The organism is Candidatus Protochlamydia amoebophila UWE25 (assembly GCF_000011565.2).
GTDB classification, from domain to species: Bacteria; Chlamydiota; Chlamydiia; order Chlamydiales; family Parachlamydiaceae; genus Protochlamydia; species Protochlamydia amoebophila.
In genome coordinates, this window is the sequence record NC_005861.2 from 1,915,676 (window position 1) to 1,934,849 (window position 19,174).

At 34.2% G+C, this 19,174-nt stretch carries 20 protein-coding genes and 1 tRNA gene; 5 read left to right on the forward strand and 16 right to left on the reverse strand.

Annotated elements, in window-relative coordinates; genetic code table 11:
- Positions 1-26 precede the first annotated feature (26 nt).
- A complete protein-coding gene (locus PC_RS11430; protein WP_181679096.1) occupies positions 27-437 on the reverse strand; it encodes a hypothetical protein in 411 nt (136 codons plus the stop codon).
- Positions 438-940: 503 nt separating this feature from the next.
- Between PC_RS11430 and PC_RS07550 the strand changes: the two genes are divergently transcribed.
- From PC_RS07550 to PC_RS07560, 3 genes are all read left to right on the forward strand, one after another.
- Positions 941-1,738, forward strand: coding sequence for an inositol monophosphatase family protein (locus PC_RS07550; RefSeq protein ID WP_011176122.1), 798 nt, complete (start codon positions 941-943; stop codon positions 1,736-1,738).
- A gap of 92 nt (positions 1,739-1,830) precedes the next feature.
- A complete protein-coding gene (locus tag PC_RS07555) occupies positions 1,831-3,036 on the forward strand; it encodes a hypothetical protein (RefSeq protein WP_011176123.1) in 1,206 nt (401 codons plus the stop codon).
- A complete protein-coding gene (locus PC_RS07560) occupies positions 3,023-3,850 on the forward strand; it encodes an SDR family oxidoreductase (RefSeq protein ID WP_181679097.1) in 828 nt (275 codons plus the stop codon). Before PC_RS07555 ends, PC_RS07560 begins: the two co-directional genes overlap by 14 nt.
- Before the next feature lie 398 nt (positions 3,851-4,248).
- On the opposite strand, the gene PC_RS07565 is transcribed toward PC_RS07560, so the two are convergent.
- Entirely contained in the window at positions 4,249-5,229 is a 981-nt protein-coding gene (locus PC_RS07565; RefSeq protein ID WP_011176125.1) for a tRNA dihydrouridine synthase, read from the reverse strand.
- A gap of 62 nt (positions 5,230-5,291) precedes the next feature.
- Positions 5,292-6,527, reverse strand: coding sequence for a hypothetical protein (locus tag PC_RS07570; protein ID WP_011176126.1), 1,236 nt, complete (start codon positions 6,525-6,527; stop codon positions 5,292-5,294).
- A gap of 171 nt (positions 6,528-6,698) precedes the next feature.
- Between PC_RS07570 and PC_RS07575 the strand changes: the two genes are divergently transcribed.
- Entirely contained in the window at positions 6,699-7,604 is a 906-nt protein-coding gene (locus PC_RS07575; protein ID WP_011176127.1) for a DUF6492 family protein, read from the forward strand.
- An 84-nt stretch (positions 7,605-7,688) separates the two neighbouring features.
- Here the strand turns inward: PC_RS07575 and PC_RS07580 are convergent, their stop codons facing one another.
- Positions 7,689-8,516 carry a hypothetical protein gene (locus tag PC_RS07580; protein WP_011176128.1) on the reverse strand — a complete coding sequence of 276 codons (828 nt, stop codon included), beginning with the start codon at positions 8,514-8,516 and terminating at the stop codon, positions 7,689-7,691.
- Positions 8,517-8,889: 373 nt separating this feature from the next.
- Here PC_RS07580 and PC_RS07585 point away from each other — a divergent pair, with 373 nt between their 5' ends.
- Positions 8,890-9,666 (forward strand): hypothetical protein, encoded by a 777-nt coding sequence (locus PC_RS07585; protein ID WP_011176129.1) that lies wholly within the window; start codon positions 8,890-8,892, stop codon positions 9,664-9,666.
- Between the two features lie 283 nt (positions 9,667-9,949).
- Here the strand turns inward: PC_RS07585 and PC_RS07590 are convergent, their stop codons facing one another.
- The 12 genes from PC_RS07590 to PC_RS07645 form a co-directional block, all read right to left on the reverse strand.
- Positions 9,950-10,126, reverse strand: coding sequence for an NUDIX domain-containing protein (locus PC_RS07590; RefSeq protein WP_181679098.1), 177 nt, complete (start codon positions 10,124-10,126; stop codon positions 9,950-9,952).
- A 223-nt stretch (positions 10,127-10,349) separates the two neighbouring features.
- Positions 10,350-10,583 carry a hypothetical protein gene (locus PC_RS07595; protein ID WP_039358342.1) on the reverse strand — a complete coding sequence of 78 codons (234 nt, stop codon included), beginning with the start codon at positions 10,581-10,583 and terminating at the stop codon, positions 10,350-10,352.
- A 1,428-nt stretch (positions 10,584-12,011) separates the two neighbouring features.
- Positions 12,012-13,373 (reverse strand): bifunctional ADP-heptose synthase, encoded by a 1,362-nt coding sequence (locus tag PC_RS07600; RefSeq protein WP_011176133.1) that lies wholly within the window; start codon positions 13,371-13,373, stop codon positions 12,012-12,014.
- On the reverse strand, positions 13,367-14,353 hold the full coding sequence (rfaD, locus tag PC_RS07605; protein ID WP_011176134.1) for an ADP-glyceromanno-heptose 6-epimerase: 987 nt from the start codon (positions 14,351-14,353) through the stop codon (positions 13,367-13,369). Before rfaD ends, PC_RS07600 begins: the two co-directional genes overlap by 7 nt.
- Before the next feature lie 121 nt (positions 14,354-14,474).
- Positions 14,475-15,308 carry a 4-(cytidine 5'-diphospho)-2-C-methyl-D-erythritol kinase gene (gene ispE, locus PC_RS07610; protein ID WP_052278684.1) on the reverse strand — a complete coding sequence of 278 codons (834 nt, stop codon included), beginning with the start codon at positions 15,306-15,308 and terminating at the stop codon, positions 14,475-14,477.
- An 82-nt stretch (positions 15,309-15,390) separates the two neighbouring features.
- The gene (gene rplI, locus PC_RS07615) at positions 15,391-15,876 is read right to left on the reverse strand and encodes a 50S ribosomal protein L9 (protein WP_011176136.1); all 486 of its coding nucleotides are present in this window, start codon (positions 15,874-15,876) and stop codon (positions 15,391-15,393) included.
- A 23-nt stretch (positions 15,877-15,899) separates the two neighbouring features.
- Positions 15,900-16,160, reverse strand: coding sequence for a 30S ribosomal protein S18 (gene rpsR, locus PC_RS07620; RefSeq protein ID WP_011176137.1), 261 nt, complete (start codon positions 16,158-16,160; stop codon positions 15,900-15,902).
- 11 nt (positions 16,161-16,171) lie between these two features.
- A complete protein-coding gene (gene rpsF / locus PC_RS07625) occupies positions 16,172-16,516 on the reverse strand; it encodes a 30S ribosomal protein S6 (protein ID WP_011176138.1) in 345 nt (114 codons plus the stop codon).
- A gap of 10 nt (positions 16,517-16,526) precedes the next feature.
- A complete protein-coding gene (pth, locus tag PC_RS07630; RefSeq protein ID WP_079890440.1) occupies positions 16,527-17,204 on the reverse strand; it encodes an aminoacyl-tRNA hydrolase in 678 nt (225 codons plus the stop codon).
- A gap of 14 nt (positions 17,205-17,218) precedes the next feature.
- Positions 17,219-17,779: a 50S ribosomal protein L25/general stress protein Ctc gene (locus PC_RS07635; RefSeq protein ID WP_042281755.1), complete on the reverse strand. Its 561-nt coding sequence runs from the start codon at positions 17,777-17,779 to the stop codon at positions 17,219-17,221.
- A 159-nt stretch (positions 17,780-17,938) separates the two neighbouring features.
- Complete coding sequence (locus tag PC_RS07640) at positions 17,939-18,880, reverse strand: ribose-phosphate diphosphokinase (protein ID WP_011176141.1); 942 nt, start codon at positions 18,878-18,880, stop codon at positions 17,939-17,941.
- Positions 18,881-18,897: 17 nt separating this feature from the next.
- Positions 18,898-18,969, reverse strand: a tRNA-Gln gene (locus PC_RS07645).
- Positions 18,970-19,174 lie beyond the last annotated feature (205 nt).

Sequence of the window (19,174 nt, forward strand, 5' to 3'; positions counted from 1 at the left end):
TTTCTGCTAATTCTCAATAATAATTGTTAAGCAGCTAAAGAAAATCTAAAAATATTTTCTTCTTCAACTTCAGTTTCGAAATCTTCATCGTCATCATCGTCGTCGTCATCATCATCATCATCGTCTTCGTCATCATAGTCCTCGTCATCATAGTCCTCGTCATCATCGTCATCATCGTCGTCATCGTCTTCGTCATCATCGTCATCGTCATCGTCTTCGTCATCGTCTTCGTCATCTCCGTCGTAAATTTCTTCATTGTCATCTTCGTCAGAATTGAAGATTGATAAATACATATCAAGACAGAAATGTTCTTCAACGTCATCAAATATTACATGTTTTGCAATCATTTCAATAAAACCTATTTGGTAGAAGGAGAATTTAGGGTATGGCATAGAAGCTTGACGACATTTAGCCATGATTTCATTTCTTGAAAACATCCTAAACCTCACGTTAATGTTTAGTTAATGTTTATTGGAATTGAATGAGCAAACGATCTTGATAACTCATTGATAAGAAAATTTTTTATCAATGGACCAAGATATTAATTCAATACCAATCATTTTTAGCTTACGTCTTATTTTAGGGCACCTTGAGGATCACTCTTTTTCTACTTCATCAAACATAGATAAAAAAATTTATTCTCTCAACAATAATTGATAAACTTAGCTTATTTATACTATTTGTTATCATCCTAAAGCTGGTCGAGATGCAAATTTCGAGGTTTTTACCTTTAAAGAAAAGTTTTTATATGAAAAAATAAATTGGATGAACTTGCTATAACATAAAACGATACATAACATAAAAAAATTTAAGTAGCGATGGCTTAAAGAAAGGCGTCTTTTGAATTGAATAAAACTAAATATTTCTCAAACATGACGATTTCCCTTCCCATGGGGAGATTATGAGTAAAAAGAGTTATTAAACAAAAACTGAGAAATTCATGAATTTACCTTTGGGTTTATCCTCTCTTGCCCTAACAGCTAAAGAAGCAGCTTTAGAAGCTGCGAAAATCTTAAAAAATGGCTTTAAACAATCGATAAAAGTTTCAACAAAGCCAGGAAGACAAAATTATGTGACTGAATATGATAACCAATCAGAAAATTGTATTATTTCGTCTATAAAAAATCAGTTTCCAAGTCATCAGTTTTTAGCCGAAGAAAGTGGTCTTTCTTATCAGATTGAACCAGAAGAAGTGCTTTGGATTATCGATCCTTTAGATGGAACAACCAACTTTATTCATCATATTCCTATTTTTACAATTAGTATTGCTGCAATGATTAAACAGGAAATCGTTTGTGGTGTAATTTATCAACCTTTTACAAATGAGCTTTTTATTTCCGAAAAAAATCAAGGAGCTTACTTAAATGGAAAAAAATTACAAGTTAGTTCTACAAAATTTATTAAAGATGCTTTAATTAGCATCAATTTTCCTTACGATGTAAAAGATCACCCTATTTTTTCTATTGAACAACTTAGAGAATTTACCCTATTGGGAGCTTCTCTAAGAAATTTAGGATCCTCTTCTTTAGCTTTGGCTTATTTAGCAGCCGGTAAATTAGATGCTTTTTGGATGAACCATCTCTATCCTTGGGACTGGGCAGCCGGAAAGCTGATGATTGAAGAATCTCAAGGCAAGCTGACTTTTTATCCTGAAAAAGAAAATCTTTTTACAACTTCAACTATTTTAGCCACTAATAGCCAACTTCATCCTGAACTTCTTAAATGCATTAAACATTAACTGTTTTCATGTTGATGGACAAAAAAATTTTATGTTAAAGTAATATAGTTAATTTCATTTTCATTTTTTCGAAATTTCACCCCATGGTTTATATGTTTAATCATTTAAAAAACACTTTTTACCGTTTTTACGGCTTAATATTTTTGCTTTTATTGGTAGTAATAATAACTCCTTGTGTCGCTATTGACCAAAATCAAGATAATTACATCCAAGCATTGGGCTCTTTAACTTTTCATACAAAAATCCAATCTCGTTTAGATGAAACAAATTTAGAAGAAAGCGTCATCTTTGACGAACAAGAAGCTCTTAAACTGTGGGAATTAGCTTTTCAAACGCAAGCTTCTCTCAACAATCAGGTATCCAATGCATTTATTACGCAGCTTTATCAAGCTTATTCTTTTTATGAGGAAGGTAAAAGCAATCTTCAATTGTATCAACTGAAAGAAGCAGCTTTAAACTTTAAGCAATCTTTTAACTTACTTTGTTTTTTATGGGAAACAGCCATCGATCAGGAAGAAAAGCTTGATCTAAACAATGTAACTGCTTTAATTAGGACAAAACAAACTGTTATCAATCAAGATTTTGAGAAAAATAAAGCTATCCCGCAGAAAGTAAGAAGAGCAATTGCTCCTTATCTTATTGCTGAGAATCACCCTATGAAAAATGCACTTGATACAATTTTTTTAAAAAAACGTGTGACTGTGGATAAAAAAACTTTTCATGCTAATGGATTTAAAACTCTAAGAAAAGGTCCTCGTTCTTACGTTTATGTCGCAAGACACCCTAGTATAAATGGTTATTTAGTTAAAGCTTACATGGACAATGAACTGGACCAAAAACAAAACCATCCAAGCTGGTACTGGCTGACTAAACGTTGTGAAGGAGCCGAAAAAATTGCTAGAATTATAGCTAATCGAAAAATAAAACAATTTACAGTTGCTTCAAAATGGATTTATCCTCTTCCTGAAAATCCAGCGCCACCAAAAAATGCTTCTCACACCCGTCATTATGCTTTACTGCTTGTTAATGATATGGATTTAGTTCCCCATGATGTGAATTTACAGGTTTGGCAATCGGGTATCACAAAAGAGCATTTGCATGAACTTTATGTCATTATTACCCACGCCAAAGGTTCAAGTTATCGGCCAGATAATATCGCCTATACGCATAAAGGACAATTTGCTTTCATTGATACAGAATATCCATCCAAAGGGCCTGACTATGACCGCATTAGAAAATACTTAAGTCCTGAAATGAGGGCTTATTGGGATCGTTTAGTTAAAAATGGGGGGCGTTAAGCTTCCTCCTTACCTAAGAAAATTGCAAGAAAGAGCTTTAATGGGACAATTATTCATCAATTCTACAGTTATGATTACTGGGGCAAGCTCTGGCTTTGGAGCCGAAACGGCCCGATTATTTGCTAAAGAAGGGGCTCGTTTGATTTTGCTCGCAAGGCGAAAAGATCGATTAGTAGAGTTGCAAAATGAGTTAAAAGAAAAATTTCAAACAAAAAGTTACTGTATTACTGCTGATATTGGAAATTTTGAGCTTTTAGAAGAACAAATATCCGATCTTGACAAAAATTTTGAACGACCAAACATTTTGATTAATAATGCAGGAATGGTTAAGGGATTGGATAAACTGTGGGAAGTTAAGCCTCAAGATTGGAACACGATGATTGATACAAATATCAAAGGTGTTCTTAATGCAACAAGACTCATTGTCCCATCCATGTTAAAAGCTGATCAAGGACATATTATTAATGTAGGAAGTACCTCTGGTCACGGAATTTATTCTGGAGGTGGGGTTTATTGTGCTACAAAGTTTGCTTTAAGAGCTTTAACAGATACTCTCAGGACAGAACTTATTTCGACTTCTATTCGCGTATCCCTTATTTCCCCAGGAATAGCAAAGACAGAATTTAGTCTGGTCCGTTTTGCAGGAGATAAGCAAAAAGCTGATAAAGTTTATGAAGGATTAGAAGCTTTAAATGCGACAGATATTGCCGAAGCAATTTTGTTCATTGCATCGCGTCCTGCCCATGTTAACATTGCTGATATGGTGATCTATCCAAAAAGTCAAGCTTCTTCTTCGATCATCCATCGAGCATAAAACAAGGAAAAGTTTTTTTAATGAAGTAAACCTTTGATCTGATATTACTTATTGAAAGTGAATCAGATATAAGAAGGTTCAAATTATTAAATTTCGCCAATTAAAATTGAAGCAATCAGGACTAAGAAAACAGCTCCCATCATGCCGCTTAGGCCGTATCCCCTTTCCCCAACTAAGCGCTATAAGGCCAGATAAGCAAAATATCTGGAAGGATTAAAATTAATAAAATTAATGGGGTAGTACTTAATATACCGACTCCCTTGTGAACAATTAACGAAATTTAAATAAAAAATTCTTATCCGAATACACGTCACTTATTATTGAACTACTACAATTAAATGTATTAAATATGCCACATTCAATTACAACGATAATTGGACGTCTAAGCTTACAAAATTTTAATTGGCTTCCATCCAATCTTCTTGGTAGTTTTCCAAGGCAAAAGATAAAAAACTTTGGGCATTTACCGTCTGGTGAGTAAGAATTTTTTGTTTTTTTTCTCTTAATTTACTATTAAATTTAAATAAAAAACTCATTAATTGTTTTAACTTATTAAGCTGTCCTTTGACAGACATTTCTTTTAAATCTTCAGTAAAAACGTCGATATAGCGGCTAAATACATCCCATTTTTTTTCAAAGGGCTGAGCGGAAAAATGACTTTTAATTTCATGAAAAATAAAAGGATTAATCACACTCCCCCTTCCAATCATTAAACCATCACATTTTGTCTGCTTAAGCATGTTCAATGCATCTTGGACAGTTAAAATATCGCCGTTTCCCACAACAGGAATTTTTAAGAGTTGCTTAGCTTGTGCTATTAATTCCCATTTCGCAGGAGGTCCATATCCATCAACTTTTGTTCTAGGATGCAGTGTCAAATATTTGATTCCGCTGGCTTGCGCTGCAAGGAGATTATCATGAAATAAAGAGGTGTCTGTAAAACCTGAACGAAGCTTTGCTGTTACAGGTACATTTACAGCCTCTACCATTGATTTAGCAACTTTATATAAATGATCAGGTTCTTTGAGTAGACTAGATCCAGCCCCTCTTCCGGTTACTGTATTAGAGGGACAACCACAATTTAAATCAATACGCTGAGCTCCTCGCCTTTCTACAGCTCTTGCCATTTCTGCCATAAGCTCTGGATCCGAACCCATCAATTGCGCAGCTTGGGGAATGGGAAAAGTTTCATTCGCTTCATAACGATTGGCTAAACTAGGAACATGAGCATTACTGGGCACTCGCATAAATTCTGTGCAAGCTTCGTCAAATCCCCCCACTGATGCCATAGCTTTTCTAAAACTGCGATCTCCGACTCCTTCCATAGGGGCAAGGATCAAATAAGGACAACCAAAAGAATTTTTAGGAAGAAAAGTCATCATTACATCATAAAACGAGTGTTGAATTAAAAAATAAAAAAAATGCATTATTCAGGATAATATCAATGGTTAGCTCCAAATGTGAATGCATACACCTTAATTCCTTGAGGAATTGTGAGTATTAATTCGTGTCTTCCTAATCTACTTTTTAAATCTAAAAGTTGATAAAGACGCTCCTGATTCACAAAAATTTCACCATTTTCATTCATATCTTTCGTATAGTATTCTGATTTTAAAGGTTTCCCGTCAATTATTAATTGGATAGGGGTCAAACTTTTTCCTCCTAGCAAAACATAAACTTGTTCTGCTTGAAAATTAACTTTTAGCTGAGAAGACTGCGATTGTGAAAGAATATCCCGTTCATGGGCTTCCCATTTTCCTCGTAAAGCTACCTGATTTAAACTTACTGCATCAAAAATATCCTTATAAAAGTAAATGATATTTGGAAGAAGTTGGGGCATTTGCATGAAAGAATTCTCTTGTTCATACCCTAAATAAATATCAGGAGTGATTTCAACAGAAGTTTTAACCAGTTTATTGGAAAAAGGGTTACTAGAAAGATTAGGAAAATTTGGATGATCAATATCAAAGGATCTAAGTTGCTGATTAGCCGATTGTTGATTCTCAATTTGCATATCAGGCAAATCATGTAACATTGTGCGCCCGAAAAATGTATTCCAGTTAAAGGCTAAGATAACCGCTAAAATGATCAACCCCAAACCCATTCCCAACCTCAGTTTTTCTCCTAACTGAATCAGAGTTAATTTATTGACATGTAAGTCATATAAAAAAAGGCATAGAGAAAAAGAAACTCCTAAGGCGTAAACCAACGCAAGAATTAACAACATAAAAATTGTATTAGTTGATGTTACAAAAGTAACTAAAGGAGCTAAAAAAAACCAAGCAATAGGACTCCATAAAAAACCTAATAACCCTCCCCATAATCCATTATATTTCGAGCTTACTGAAAAAATTTGAGGAAAACTTTGAAGAGAAATTTCTAAAAACTTAGCAAATAAAGAAGTAAAAGTCGGAAAAACTAATACCAATCCACAAAAAGCAATCCATAAAACTGCTGTGTAGCGAAGTGTGATAAAGGAAATCTCAAAGCTTGCTACTAGGATCGTCAATAGCCAAAAGCCAACTAGAAAAGTTCCCACCCATGACAGAGTCACTACCAACAATTTCTCTTTTTTATTTCTCTCTGGAAGGTCTAACCTCGATAAAATAGAAGACAGAGGAATAGAAAGGACAGTAACTATCCCAATCAGAAATGCAAATAAAGTTAACAATAACATATTAGCCCTGGGTTATCTTTTTTTAAACATCTGGAGTAATTTAATTTAAAAAATCACATCCATAAAAATACAATGTTGTTCCGTTCTAGAAATCTTATTTACGAAAAATCTTTATATTGTTAATAACTCTTCTGATTATAAAAAATTCAAGACAAATGACGGGGAGCTTGTATGAATAAACGCTTATTATACATTTTATTTTTCATGTGTATAAATATTTTTCTCTACGCTGAAAAAAAGGACCCTCTCAAAAAAATCTATCCTCTTAAAGCCGATCCTATCGATGTTGTGATTGTTTCTCATCCAAAAGATAGAAATACCCTGGATTATTGCATTCAAGGAATTAAAGATAATGGTGCTTTAATTAGACGTGTGATTGTGGTTTCCGAAACTAAATTAACAGACTGTGCCGAATGGTTTGACGAACATCAATTTCCCTTCAGCAAAGACACTATTACAAAAGTCATTGGGAGAGGAGACAAAAAAAAGGCAGAGACTTTTTTTAAAAAAACGGGACGAGGAGCTGGCTGGTATTTTCAACAACTTCTCAAACTTTATTCCGCTTTTGTTATCCCCGATATTTCTTCTAATGTGTTAGTCATCGATGCCGACACCCTCTTTATGAATCCTGTAAGCTTTATTAATGAGAGGCAGGGAGGTTTATTTTGCGTCAGCCCTTTTCCAGGTAAAAAACCGTATTTCAGACATGCAGAAAAACTACTTCCCGATTACCAAAGAATTTATCCAGAAGTTTATAGTGTTTGTCATCATATGCTATTTCAAAAACCCATTTTAAAAGAGATGTTCAAGACAGTTGAGAATTACCATAAAAAAGCTTTTTGGATTGCTTTCTGTAACTGTGTGGATGTGGAAGCAGAAAAGAAAGGTGCTTCCGAATACGAAATTTATTATAATTATGCTTTAAGGCACACTGATCAAGTTCAAATTCGCCCTTTAATATGGGCCAATAGTGCTCATTTAGCTGATTGGGCTTATTATAAAAGAGATGGATATCACTTTGTCTCTTTTCATACTTATATGATTGGTAAATGGCCAAGTATTTATGGAACTCAATAATAATTGTTAGAAAATGCATTTCTCACCTTATGTTTTTGTAAACTAAGAAATGCATTGAATATTTATATGAGCTCAAAAACAAATTTAAGGGCTACCTCTTTGAAAATGAGATTTTTCTTGCTCCTCTTGCTCAAGCTTATTCCATAAAGCAACAGCATAAGTTTGCATATCAGGATTTAAAGCTGGAACGATATGCTTAAGAAAATGTCCTTTCATTTTCCCTACATGCTCAGTATCTACAAAGGCAATTTTTCCAGATTTTGTAAAAGGTTGATTGCGAGGAAAGGCATCACATCCTCCCACAGCATGTAAAACAGTACAAAGCTCTGTCAATACATCAATGTTCATATGATAGTACATTTGCATGCACATTCCATTCGGATTTTTGTAATCATTATAAATATCCATGTTTTCAACAATTAAAAGGTAAGATGGATCTTTATCACCCTGAGAAAATGATTTAGGTAACCTATAAAGCCATTTTTTTGGCACCACCAGATGATTAAATCCATGTTTTAAAACGTATTGTCGCAAAATTTCTGCCCCTTGGAGACGCTTAATAAAATTTTCGAGTTGTTTCTCTTGCGTCATACTATTTGGGAATTTCTTAAACAAATAACCTTGTACATAATAATGGGATCCTACCATAAGTTTACGGTGACCATGAATGACTTTAAAACCTGCTTGTTTAAAATGATCAGAAGATTTAAACATTTTTGAATCTTTAAAAATCATTTTTAAAGCATCGTGTAAAGGATGTCTGCGAGGAAGTAAATATGGTTCAAGAGATTTGTTTTGACAAGTGTTTTTTTCTTGTTTTTGGGGGTCTAGTTGGGCAGGTAATTCGCCAAAAACAATCAGAGAAATGAAAAAAAAATGAAAAAATGAAAGTTTAGACTGAAGATTTAACATACTAAAACCTAATGTGAGATTTGCAACCGAGCTACTTGTTTTATTTGAATTTATATTTTCTAAACACTTAATTTGAACCCGCAGAAATTAAGCTAAAAAAATTCGCGATTTAATAGATGGTTTAAAAGTTTAATCCTTTAGTGCAATTAATACTATCGAATAAAAAATAAAACGCTTATTCAGAGATAAGTTAAAAAATTGATCTTTATTATCCGTTCAAAAATAACGAGGATAAATCGTTAATTTACTTAAATAGCACAATAAAAAAATAAATAGAGAATTTGAAGGAATGACTTTATTTCCAGTACATGTTATTAACTTTTACCTTATAAAAAATGCTGATGGACAAAACTACTTTTTCAAAAAGAGGTCTATGAAAAAAACGATAATTTTTTCAATCTATCTAATAATGGTGGTATCTTTCTGTTATCTTTTCCCAGCCTTAAATGCTAGAGAATATGAAATAAAGCAATACTTACTACCTAAAAATCACCCATTACAAATTCCCTTAAAAAATCTTTTTCAAACTCCAAACATGTTTGATTCTCCCAGAGAGTGGCATCTCTCAGGATTCCAAGTGCTTGATCGCGTTCATCGCAAGTTAATGGTAGCTCGCCATCCAACTGTAAAAAATTATTTATTTAAGAAATTTCAAAATACAGTTTCAGCTAAAAAACAGTTAAACAATTACTTAAAGAGAGCATCAGGTGCGAAAGCACTGAGCCAATTTATTATACGCAATCATATAAACCATATTATCGTTCCTAAAAAATGGCTATATCCTCTTCCAAAAAAGTTTTCTGATTCGAAAACGAAAGAGCAAACTTATATTTTAATTGTGGAAGAAATGGATATTTGTGAAGGTGGGGTAGATCCAATGGGAGAAGTCGCGCTTCATTACCAACATATTCAAGAAGAATTATTGAAAGAGCTTTGCTTTGTTGTTTTTTGTTTTAGGGGTTTAGACTCTATGCTTCACAATATGCCTTTCACCTATCAAAACAAAATCACTTTCATTGATACTGAAAAGTGGAAGGAAAAAAGAGAAGGTTATTTACAAAGAGCGATGCCATTTCTTCGACCAGAAAGCCAAGCTTACGCCTTAGAAATTTTTAGAGCTTTAGAAAATCAAGAAATTAAACTAAATTAAAAAGATTCTTTGCAATTCAATTATCCAATCTCTATTCAATAGAATTTTAGAAAAATTTGCTGTTGGCAAGGGATTTATGGAATATTTTCAAGGAAATTAAAAAAAATGATTTTTACTTTAATGTTTCAGTTTTGGAAAGAAGCGATAAAGGAAATAAAACCTCCTCTGTTTTTTAAAACAATTTGATTCTACTTACTCTACCCAATATAAAAAACGTTATCTTATTTAATCTGAAGTCTTTATTTTCGATAAATTTCTGAATCATGAAGCAGAAATGAAAAGATTAAATTACTTCATGTCCTTTTATACCATAATGCTCAAAAATATTTTCACAAACTGTTGAGTTATTAAGAATAGTAATCTGACATCCTAATCCTTCAAAAATTTCTCTGTGAATAGCTTCTTCAAAGGTTTCTCCAAATTCTACCCCACCTCCTAATGAACACCAATCTTTAAGCAACCCTCTCATTATTTAAAACTTCACAAACAAGGAGGCGATTTTCAAAGCAAATGATACCAATGGCTTTGGCTCAAATAACATTCTTAGGGCTCCCAATAGCTTTATCCAACATCCTTTTGCCTAGTTATTAAAATAATTAGGAAATATGGATCAAATTCCTTGGCGGAAAAAATCCGAAATTTTAATTTCGGATTTTAAAGAGCTTACTTTTAACCAAGAAAGATTATTTTACTAACTGAATTTTTGGCGCAGACTGTATACATGCTTCTTCTTCTTCTTGATCTATGCACAATTGTGCACCTTGTAAAAGATAAGAAGCCAACGTAACATCACCTTCATAAGTCATTTCGACTTGCATTTGTCCATCTTCTGTTGGCTCTCCGCAGGTAATGAGCACATAACAAGATGGATTTTTATCTAAAACCTCTTGTAAATGCTTTCGACTACAATTGCTCATATTTCTCCTGATAAATAGATTCAATTAAGGAAAAAGATCAAACTAAACTGACATTAAAAAGGTCTTAAAAAAAGAGGAAAACATAAGCCAGCCCCTTAGTAGAAGTCACATTAGCGGATACGCCAATTTATACACAAGCGAATTGAAAAGTTGATTTTTTCTTTAATATAAATAATTTTTAAATCATTCACAAATCTAATGCAATGAAGACCATAGACAAATAAATAGAGAATTACAAATGGATATTTTATTCCGCTCTTATCTTTATTTCTTATTTAAAGTGAATTGAAAAGCCAATCTGGTTACTTGCAAAATCGCGTCAAAATTAGTCTTCCATTCATTCTTTTTCTTATTACACGAAAGATTTGAAAAAACTAACAGTTCTATTACGACGTAATTTCCTGTGTTTAGGAGATGAGAGAGAGTTAATTTTTCTTCCTACTCGACAAGGTTAGAATCTAAATGAGAGCCAATTCAATCACCCCTTCAAGTAAGTTTTAAGAATAAGAAAACGTCTTCCAGCACCAATCAAAATTTTATCCGCTAGACATTTTGATCCTGTTCACTCTCCTTGTAACCCACTTTAAAAAGTTGTAGAGAAAAACCACTACACTTGGATTGGCCCAAGAGTGACTGACATGAAATGGACTGGCTATTCTGGTCACAATGTTAATGATGGCATTGGAAAATTCTTCTTATGCTGACTAAATTAGCTGGGAAGTGATCCTAAATTCGAATGAAGAAATTGGATCAACGGTGTCTAGATATTTATTTGAAGAGGCGAGAAAAAGAAATTTAAGCGAAATGATTTTTAAGTTTGCGCTTCCAGATGGAGTTTTTGTCAGGGTCCGCCAAGTTTTCTTCTATTTTTTATCGTTTTTATCACTGAAAAGTCTGCTCATGCAGGACCGAGACTTCTCATTCGGTCGATATGCTATTTATGCCCTATTATCAAGCATATCGGACTATTCACCTTGAACGTTGGATTTATGGAAGGTAGGGCCCTGTTAATATTCTGCCAGAGTTTAGCTTATATCGTTTGAATGTGAAAAACTCAAATTCTATCGATATTTCAACTATTTAAAATCACATAAAAAAATAGCCATAATTTGCGGACAAAAATACTGCCGACTCTTTTGGTTGTTAAAAAAAATATCCAACCATTCTCATTTAAAGTTAAGAGATAGCTGAATAGAATAGAATAACTTTTTCAACAAACTCTAACATCCAATTTTTAGCTTTCAGTTGACATTCCCATTGAAAAGCTGCATTGATTTGATATTCATGCTAAAATCCCTCTTGCAAAAATAAATACCTATTAACACAGTATAGCGTTTATTTGAATATAGGATTGTTTACAAAACCATCACTCATATTTATCAAAACATGAAATCAAAAATTAAAAAACATAGAAATTCCTAAATCTTGTTAATTCAAAGTGACTGGAAGTTTTAAATCGTCATGCAGCCAAACATTTAAAAGATAAGATTCAGGATCCACACATTGAAGGTGATGACCATCATAGGCATATGATTTAGCAGGTTTTACATCGCTGCATAAAAACTTTAGATTATCTTGCTGGATAAGTATAAAACTGACCTCTTTTAAAGAGGCAAGCATATCTATTCCCAATCGAGAAGGCTCGGAATCTATTACATAGATTAAAAGAGGTTGCTCACCAACTGTCAACTCTTGAATCGATTGAAAAAGAGATAAAGAGATGCTTTCAATGCATTGTACAATTAGCAGATTGAAAGGATTTTTTTTCAGGACTTCTCGAAGTACAAACACTTGCTCATGATCAAAGACTTTATGTTTCATATCATGTTGAAATAATCTGTAAGCAACATCTGATAAAGTGACTCTTGCGCATCCCACTTGCTCAATGGCAATTCCAGCTGCGACATTGCAAAGTTGAGCTGCTACTGAATAAGTAGTTTTATTCGCCAAAGCATAAGTGAGCATAGCCAACACGGTATCGCCAGCACCCGTAACATCTTTAACTTCTTTTGCGTGAACAGGGAAATCCTGCCGAGTTCCCGACGGTTCAAAAAGGGAAATACCAGCTTCTGAACGAGTAATCATTAACAAGCGTGCTTGAGTGATATGCAAGATTTTTTGGGCAACTAAATCAAGTGGTGCTGAAGGCGGTAACCCAACTGCTGCATAAGCTTCCGAAAGGTTAGGTTTAATTAAAGTTGTTTGAGTATATTTAGAAAAGTCGTGTCCTTTTGGATCTGTTACAACCAAAATGGCATTTTTATTAGCATAATCAATGATAGCTTTAAGGAGCTGATCTGTTAGAAAACCTTTACCATAATCGGAAATCGCGATCGCTTGAACATCATGCATAAAGGTTGGGATAGCAAGAATGATTTCTTGCTCTAATTGGGCATCAAGGGAGACAATTTCTTCAAAATCTATGCGGACAATTTGTTGATTTTCTGCAATAACGCGGTTTTTGACAGGCGTTCTGTATCTTTGTTGGTTGAAAATAGCTGACGTATCAACTCCTTCTTGACTTAAGACATTGCAAAGAACATCGCCCCCCCAATCCTTACCTGTTCTACCTATCGCTGTTACCTGTGCACCTAACGAAATTAAATTGAGCACAACATTCCCGGCTCCTCCTGGTTTATGCTCTTCATGGTGAACATGAATGACAGCAACAGGAGCTTCAGGAGAAATTCTTTTAGCCTTTCCTATAGTATAAGTGTCTAATAAGAAATCTCCAATTACTGCTACCTTAACAGGTTTTAAATCTCGCAATGTATTTGCTAACGCTACCATATTTTCTTCGTCACCAAATAGTTTTTTACATAATCTTCAATAGCAGCTTCCAAAAGCATGGGATGAGATTGATCTTTTAGTATCGTTTCAAGCTTTTTTGTATCTGCACGACTGTAATTTTGATATTTCCCAACCAATTCTTTTGGCATGTCAACATATTCAATTTTGACAGGACAATCGAGAGCTTTAAAAACAGCATGTGTTAAGGAATTCCATGTAGAAGCTTCCCCGCTACCAACATTATATAAACCTCCAACGTCGTTTTCTAAAAATGCACACGTGATTCTAACAACATCTTTGACATAAATAAAATCTCTTTTTTGCTCTCCGTCTGCATAAAGATGAGGCTCGCTCGATTTAAAAAGTTTGACTGTTTCACCCTTTAAAATTTCTGGTACCATTTTATTCACAGCTGAGGCCATTCGCCCTTTGTGATATTCATTAGGACCAAATACATTAAAGTATTTTAATCCCACAATTTTTTCTAAGGCTCCTTCTGTATAAGCCCATTGATCAAAAAGCTGTTTAGAAAAGCCGTACATATTTAAAGGTTCAAGCGAGTACAACTCGTTTTCTTTATCTTGAAATCCCTTTAAGCCATCCCCGTAAGTGGCTGCTGAAGAAGCGTAAATAAAGCGATGCTCATGTTTTAACGCATACTCAGCTAATTGAACTGTATAGCGGTAATTATTTTCTAAAAGGTAACTAGCATCTTTCTCTAATGTATTTGAACAAGCTCCTAAATGAACGAACGCTTCAATCAAGGATTCTTTTCCATTTAACCAATTAAATAATTGATGTTTAGGAATGATGTCGGCAAATTTTTTACCAACAAGATTTTTCCATTTTTCACTGTGCCCAAGTTCATCAACAATCAAGAGATTCGTCATTCCTTTGTTATTCAAATAGCGAACAAGACAAGAGCCAATAAATCCAGCTCCACCTGTGATTACTATTAATTGATCATCATATATTTTCATTATTCGAACTCATCAAAAAAAATAAATAAATCTATAGTCTATCATAAATAAGACAAGAAAGAACTAAAAATTAAATTTTGGAAAAATAAATTTGGCATTCCTAAGGCTAATGGAACAAGCGTCAGGTTAATTTGGGCAGCGTAGAATACCAACGATTGGATGAACGGTTGATAAAGTACGCAGAAAAAGCTTTAAAAGAAGCAGGAATTTGCCCTTGACCAATACAAAAAAAAGAAGATCCTGACCCAGACATAAGCACTGTATCAAAACCAGAAGACAGAAGAGTGTTTTTTAGTATTTTTAATTCAGGTTTGATTTCAAAAGCCGAAGCTTCTAAATCATTAAAATAAGGTTTTTCTTTAAAGCTTGCATAATCGTTATTATTTTCATTAGGCTGAGAGAAATTTAAGTGCTTATAAACTTCTGGAGTCGAAAGTCCAAAAGGAGGCTTAACAATCCAAATTTTACAATGAGCTAAAGGTTCTAAAGAATTTACACATTCTCCTCTGCCAGTACAATGAGCAGTTCCTTTGGAAAAGAAAAAAGGAATGTCTGCCCCAATTTCGGATCCCCATTGCATTAACTCTTCTGTTGTTACGATTTCTCCTGCTAGTTGATTACAAGCCCAAAGAGTAGTCGCAGCATTACTGCTACCTCCTCCAAGTCCTGCTTGAGAAGGAAGTCGTTTATCTAAATGAATGCGCAAGTGTAAATCCAAACCAGTTTTTGAACGAAATAAACGCATGGCTTTAAGAACTAAATTAGAATCATCGGTGGGAAGATAAGGATCTGAACAGGTGAGCGTATCTATTGTCTGCCTTTGAAATGTTAAAATATCCCCAGCAGAGATTGTTTGGAAAAGTGAGGAAAGCTCATGATACCCATCCGCTCTTTTGCCAATAACTTTTAAAAATAAATTTATTTTTGCCGGTGAAAATAATCGAATGGAAAACATACTATTTATTATCTCAATAATAGATAGGCGCAATTAAATTTAATTGCGCCTTACAAATTAGAACAAGAAAGCTTAAGCCGCCTTAAGCTTTTTGTTCTTCTAAACTTGTACGGTATCCTTCTTCGGACATCACTTTTAAATTAAAGTTTGCCGTTACACCTTCTTTTAATTTAACAACGAGAGAATGCACTCCTGTTGTCTTAATCGGATGCTTTAATTGAATGTCTTTTTTCTCAAGTTCAATTTTTGCGTGATCTTGAATAAGGTGGACGATTTCCGCCACTGTTACAGAACCATACATATGTCCTTCTTGGTCTACTTTAACAACCTGTACTAAAGTCATTCCTTCAATTTGCATAGCAACTGCTTCTGATTCTTTCTTATCAGCAATTGCCCGTTTTTCACGTTCAGCTTTTAAACGCTCTTGCATACGCAAGGTGTTTTTATCAGCGATAACGGCTAAACTTTGGGGAAGTAAAAAGTTACGAGCAAAACCAGGCTTCACGTTAACGATTTCACCACTTCTACCAAGTGCTTCCACATCTTTTATTAACAACAACTGTGCCATACTGTTATCTCCTCGTATGATTCTTAAACTTCAGCAACAAATGGCAACAACGCCACATGACGGGCGCGTTTAATGGCTGCTGTCAATTTCTTTTGATGATAAGCAGATACGCCTGTAATTCGTCTTGGTAAGATTTTACCACGTTCAGTGATAAATTTTGTCAAAGTATCTATATCTTTGTAATCAATTTCTCTAATTCCTGCCGCAGTAAAAGGGCAACGCTTACGCTTTTTAGAGCGGGCATCAGAGTAGTCAGAATTATATTTTGGTTTTCTTTGTAGCATAAATCTACTCCTTACTGCTGTTCATCTAGAGTTTTAAATTCAATTTTCTCCATCACTTCGTCAGTGCGTAGAGTAATAAAACGAATAAGGTCTTCATTCAAATGATATTCCTGCCAAAGATCAGAAATAGCTGAAGAAGGAGCTGTAAAATAAACGAGATAATAATAGCCTTCGCGGTGGCCATCAATTTCGTAAGCTAAACGGCGTCTTCCTTGCTCATGAAGTTTTTTTATTTCTCCTCCATGACCAGTAATTCCAGTTTGAATTCTATCTAAAGCCTTATGGCGAGCATCATCACTGAGCGTTGCGCTAATGACATACATTCCTTCGTAAAGGTTTTGTACTTTTTGACTCATGTATATTCTCCTAACCCTGCAAAGGGGGTTTTGTTAAATCTATTGACTCCTTTTCTAAAGCTTTTTTGAGCTTTTTAGGCAAAGGCATTAATCTGTCTTTGCTAGGAGTTGTGTTAACCGCGTTCATCACTTGTGAAACGCTTTCTTTAATTAAGCGGAGTAAAACTTCTACTCCACGATCAACAAAAGTCGCTAAAACTTGTAATTCTTCTTGAGTGAAAACATCTAAAACATAACTAGCAAAATTTTTTTCGCCAGGATGTCCAATTCCCATTTTTAAACGATTATAGTGAGAGGTTCCTAAATGAGTTTCTACACTTTTTAAACCGTTATGCCCACCCGCACTTCCCATTGTTTTCAATTTCAACTTTCCAAATGAAAGAGATATATCATCTGTCACAACAAATAGATTTGTCATGGGAAATTTAAAAAAATCTAAATAACGCTTAACAGCTGTTCCACTTAAATTCATATAGGTAAGTGGCAATATTAGGTGGACAGATTTGTTTTCAACCATTCCTTTCGATATTAAAGCATTAAAACGTTTATCTTCTTTAAATGACCATCCCAACTTGTTCGCTAAACTTTTTATAACAAGATAACCCATGTTATGCCTTGTTAATTCATATTGAAGCCCTGGATTACCAAGCCCTACAAAAAGATAAGATTGCGAAGTTGAAGTTGTCACATTTTAAAAAAAGCTTAACGTTTTACAATAACAGCTACAACCTCATTCATATCAATAAGAGGGCGTACTGTTTCTGGAATATTCATATCTTTTAAGCGCTTAGACTGCTTAAGTCCCAGCTCTTGCACATCTAATTCAAAGAAAGATGGCATATCTTTTGGTAAACAACGTATACGTGCATGACGAATGACTTGACGAAGTACACCACCTAATTTAACCCCCACACAATCTACAGTTCCTGTACACTCAATAGGAACTTTAACATTAATTTTATGGTCATCGATAAGTTCTTCGAAATCAAGATGCATTACTTGATAAGTTGTAATCGCATACTGAATGTCTTTCACTAATACACGACGTTCTGAACCCTTTTCATCAACTAAGGTAAAAATTGTTGTAGGAAGATGACCAGATTTCACATGACGTAGATAAGAATTAAATTCAGCACTGTTAATTGCTAAAGTTTCGCCCTCTTTTCCTCTCACATATAGAACAGCTGGAATCATTCCTTCACGGCGAAGGCGATTGATTTCGCTTTTGCTTTTGCCTGTTCTTAATATTGCTTTCAATTTCATGAATCCCCCAAAAAGGATAAAGTTAAATAAATTTTAAAAAGATAAACTTGAAGCCTGCCTACTAAAGATAGTTTGAAATAGATTTTTTTCTTATTTAAAACTTACGTTACTAAATTTTTCAGTCATTTTTTCAAAAAGTTTATCACACATTTATATATGTTATAAAGAAGAAATGGACTCATCCGATACAATGCATTGGATGGCATGAGTCAAAAGAGAGGCTATGGAAACGGTTTTAAGCTTAGAAGCTTCTTTTAACCGTTTAGTATGAGGAATGGTGTTCGTCATCCATACTATTTCGAGCAAACTATTTTCTATCTGCTTAACTGAATCATCCACAAGTAAACCGTGGGTAAATGCAGCAAAAATACGATTTGCTCCCTTCTCTTGGCATGCTTTCGCTGCTGACATTAATGTCGCTCCAGTTGAGCAGATATCGTCAGCGAGAAGTACATCTTTTCCGTTAACATCCCCGATTAGGTGATAGTCTACAACTTCTATAGCACTTTTCCGGTGCTTATCAACGATTGCAAAATCAACACTGAGCTGACTTGCAAAAGTTCGAGCTGTTTTGACGCTTCCTATATCGGGAGCTACAACGATACTATTAGTCAAATCTAATTTCTGTAATTCATCAATCAATAGTTGACGTCCACTAAGATGATCTACAGGAATATCAAAAAACCCTTGCAATTGATCTACATGAAGATCCATTGTCAAAATTCGCGTTATGCCGGCTTCTACCAATAAATTTGCAACGAGTTTCGCTGTAATTGACACATCAAACTTATCTTTACGGTCTTGTCGGCAATATCCATAATAAGGAATCACTGCTACAATATTTCGCGCTGATGCTCTTTTGAGGGCATCAACAATAATTAGTAATTCCATCAAATAAAAATTGGGATCAAGAGCAATCGATTGTAAAACAAAAGTATCTTTACCACGCACACTCTCCAAAAGCTGCACCCCTATTTCCCCATCAGGAAACTTGCTTAACTGCATTTGACCAAGAGAAATTTTGAGTTGTTGGGCAATTTCAGTTGCAAGAATGGGATGTGAAGATCCAGCAAATAATAGTGGTTGGTGGCAAAAGGACATCTGAATTGCCTATAACATTGGGGTGGAAGGATTCGAACCTCCGCATGGCGGTACCAAAAACCGCTGCCTTACCGCTTGGCTACACCCCATCGATGAACCGATCGCTTTAACAAAGATAACATGATATTCTTGATTTGATTTTTTTGCAACAAGAAAAACAAGAAAAAAATATTAAATTAAGCAGCTAAACATAAATATTTAGAGATTTATGAATACAAAAAAAGTAGATAAAATAGCTATTTTTAAAAGTTTGTCTTTTCAAAAAATCCAGGGATAGACAAATTTCGATAAAAA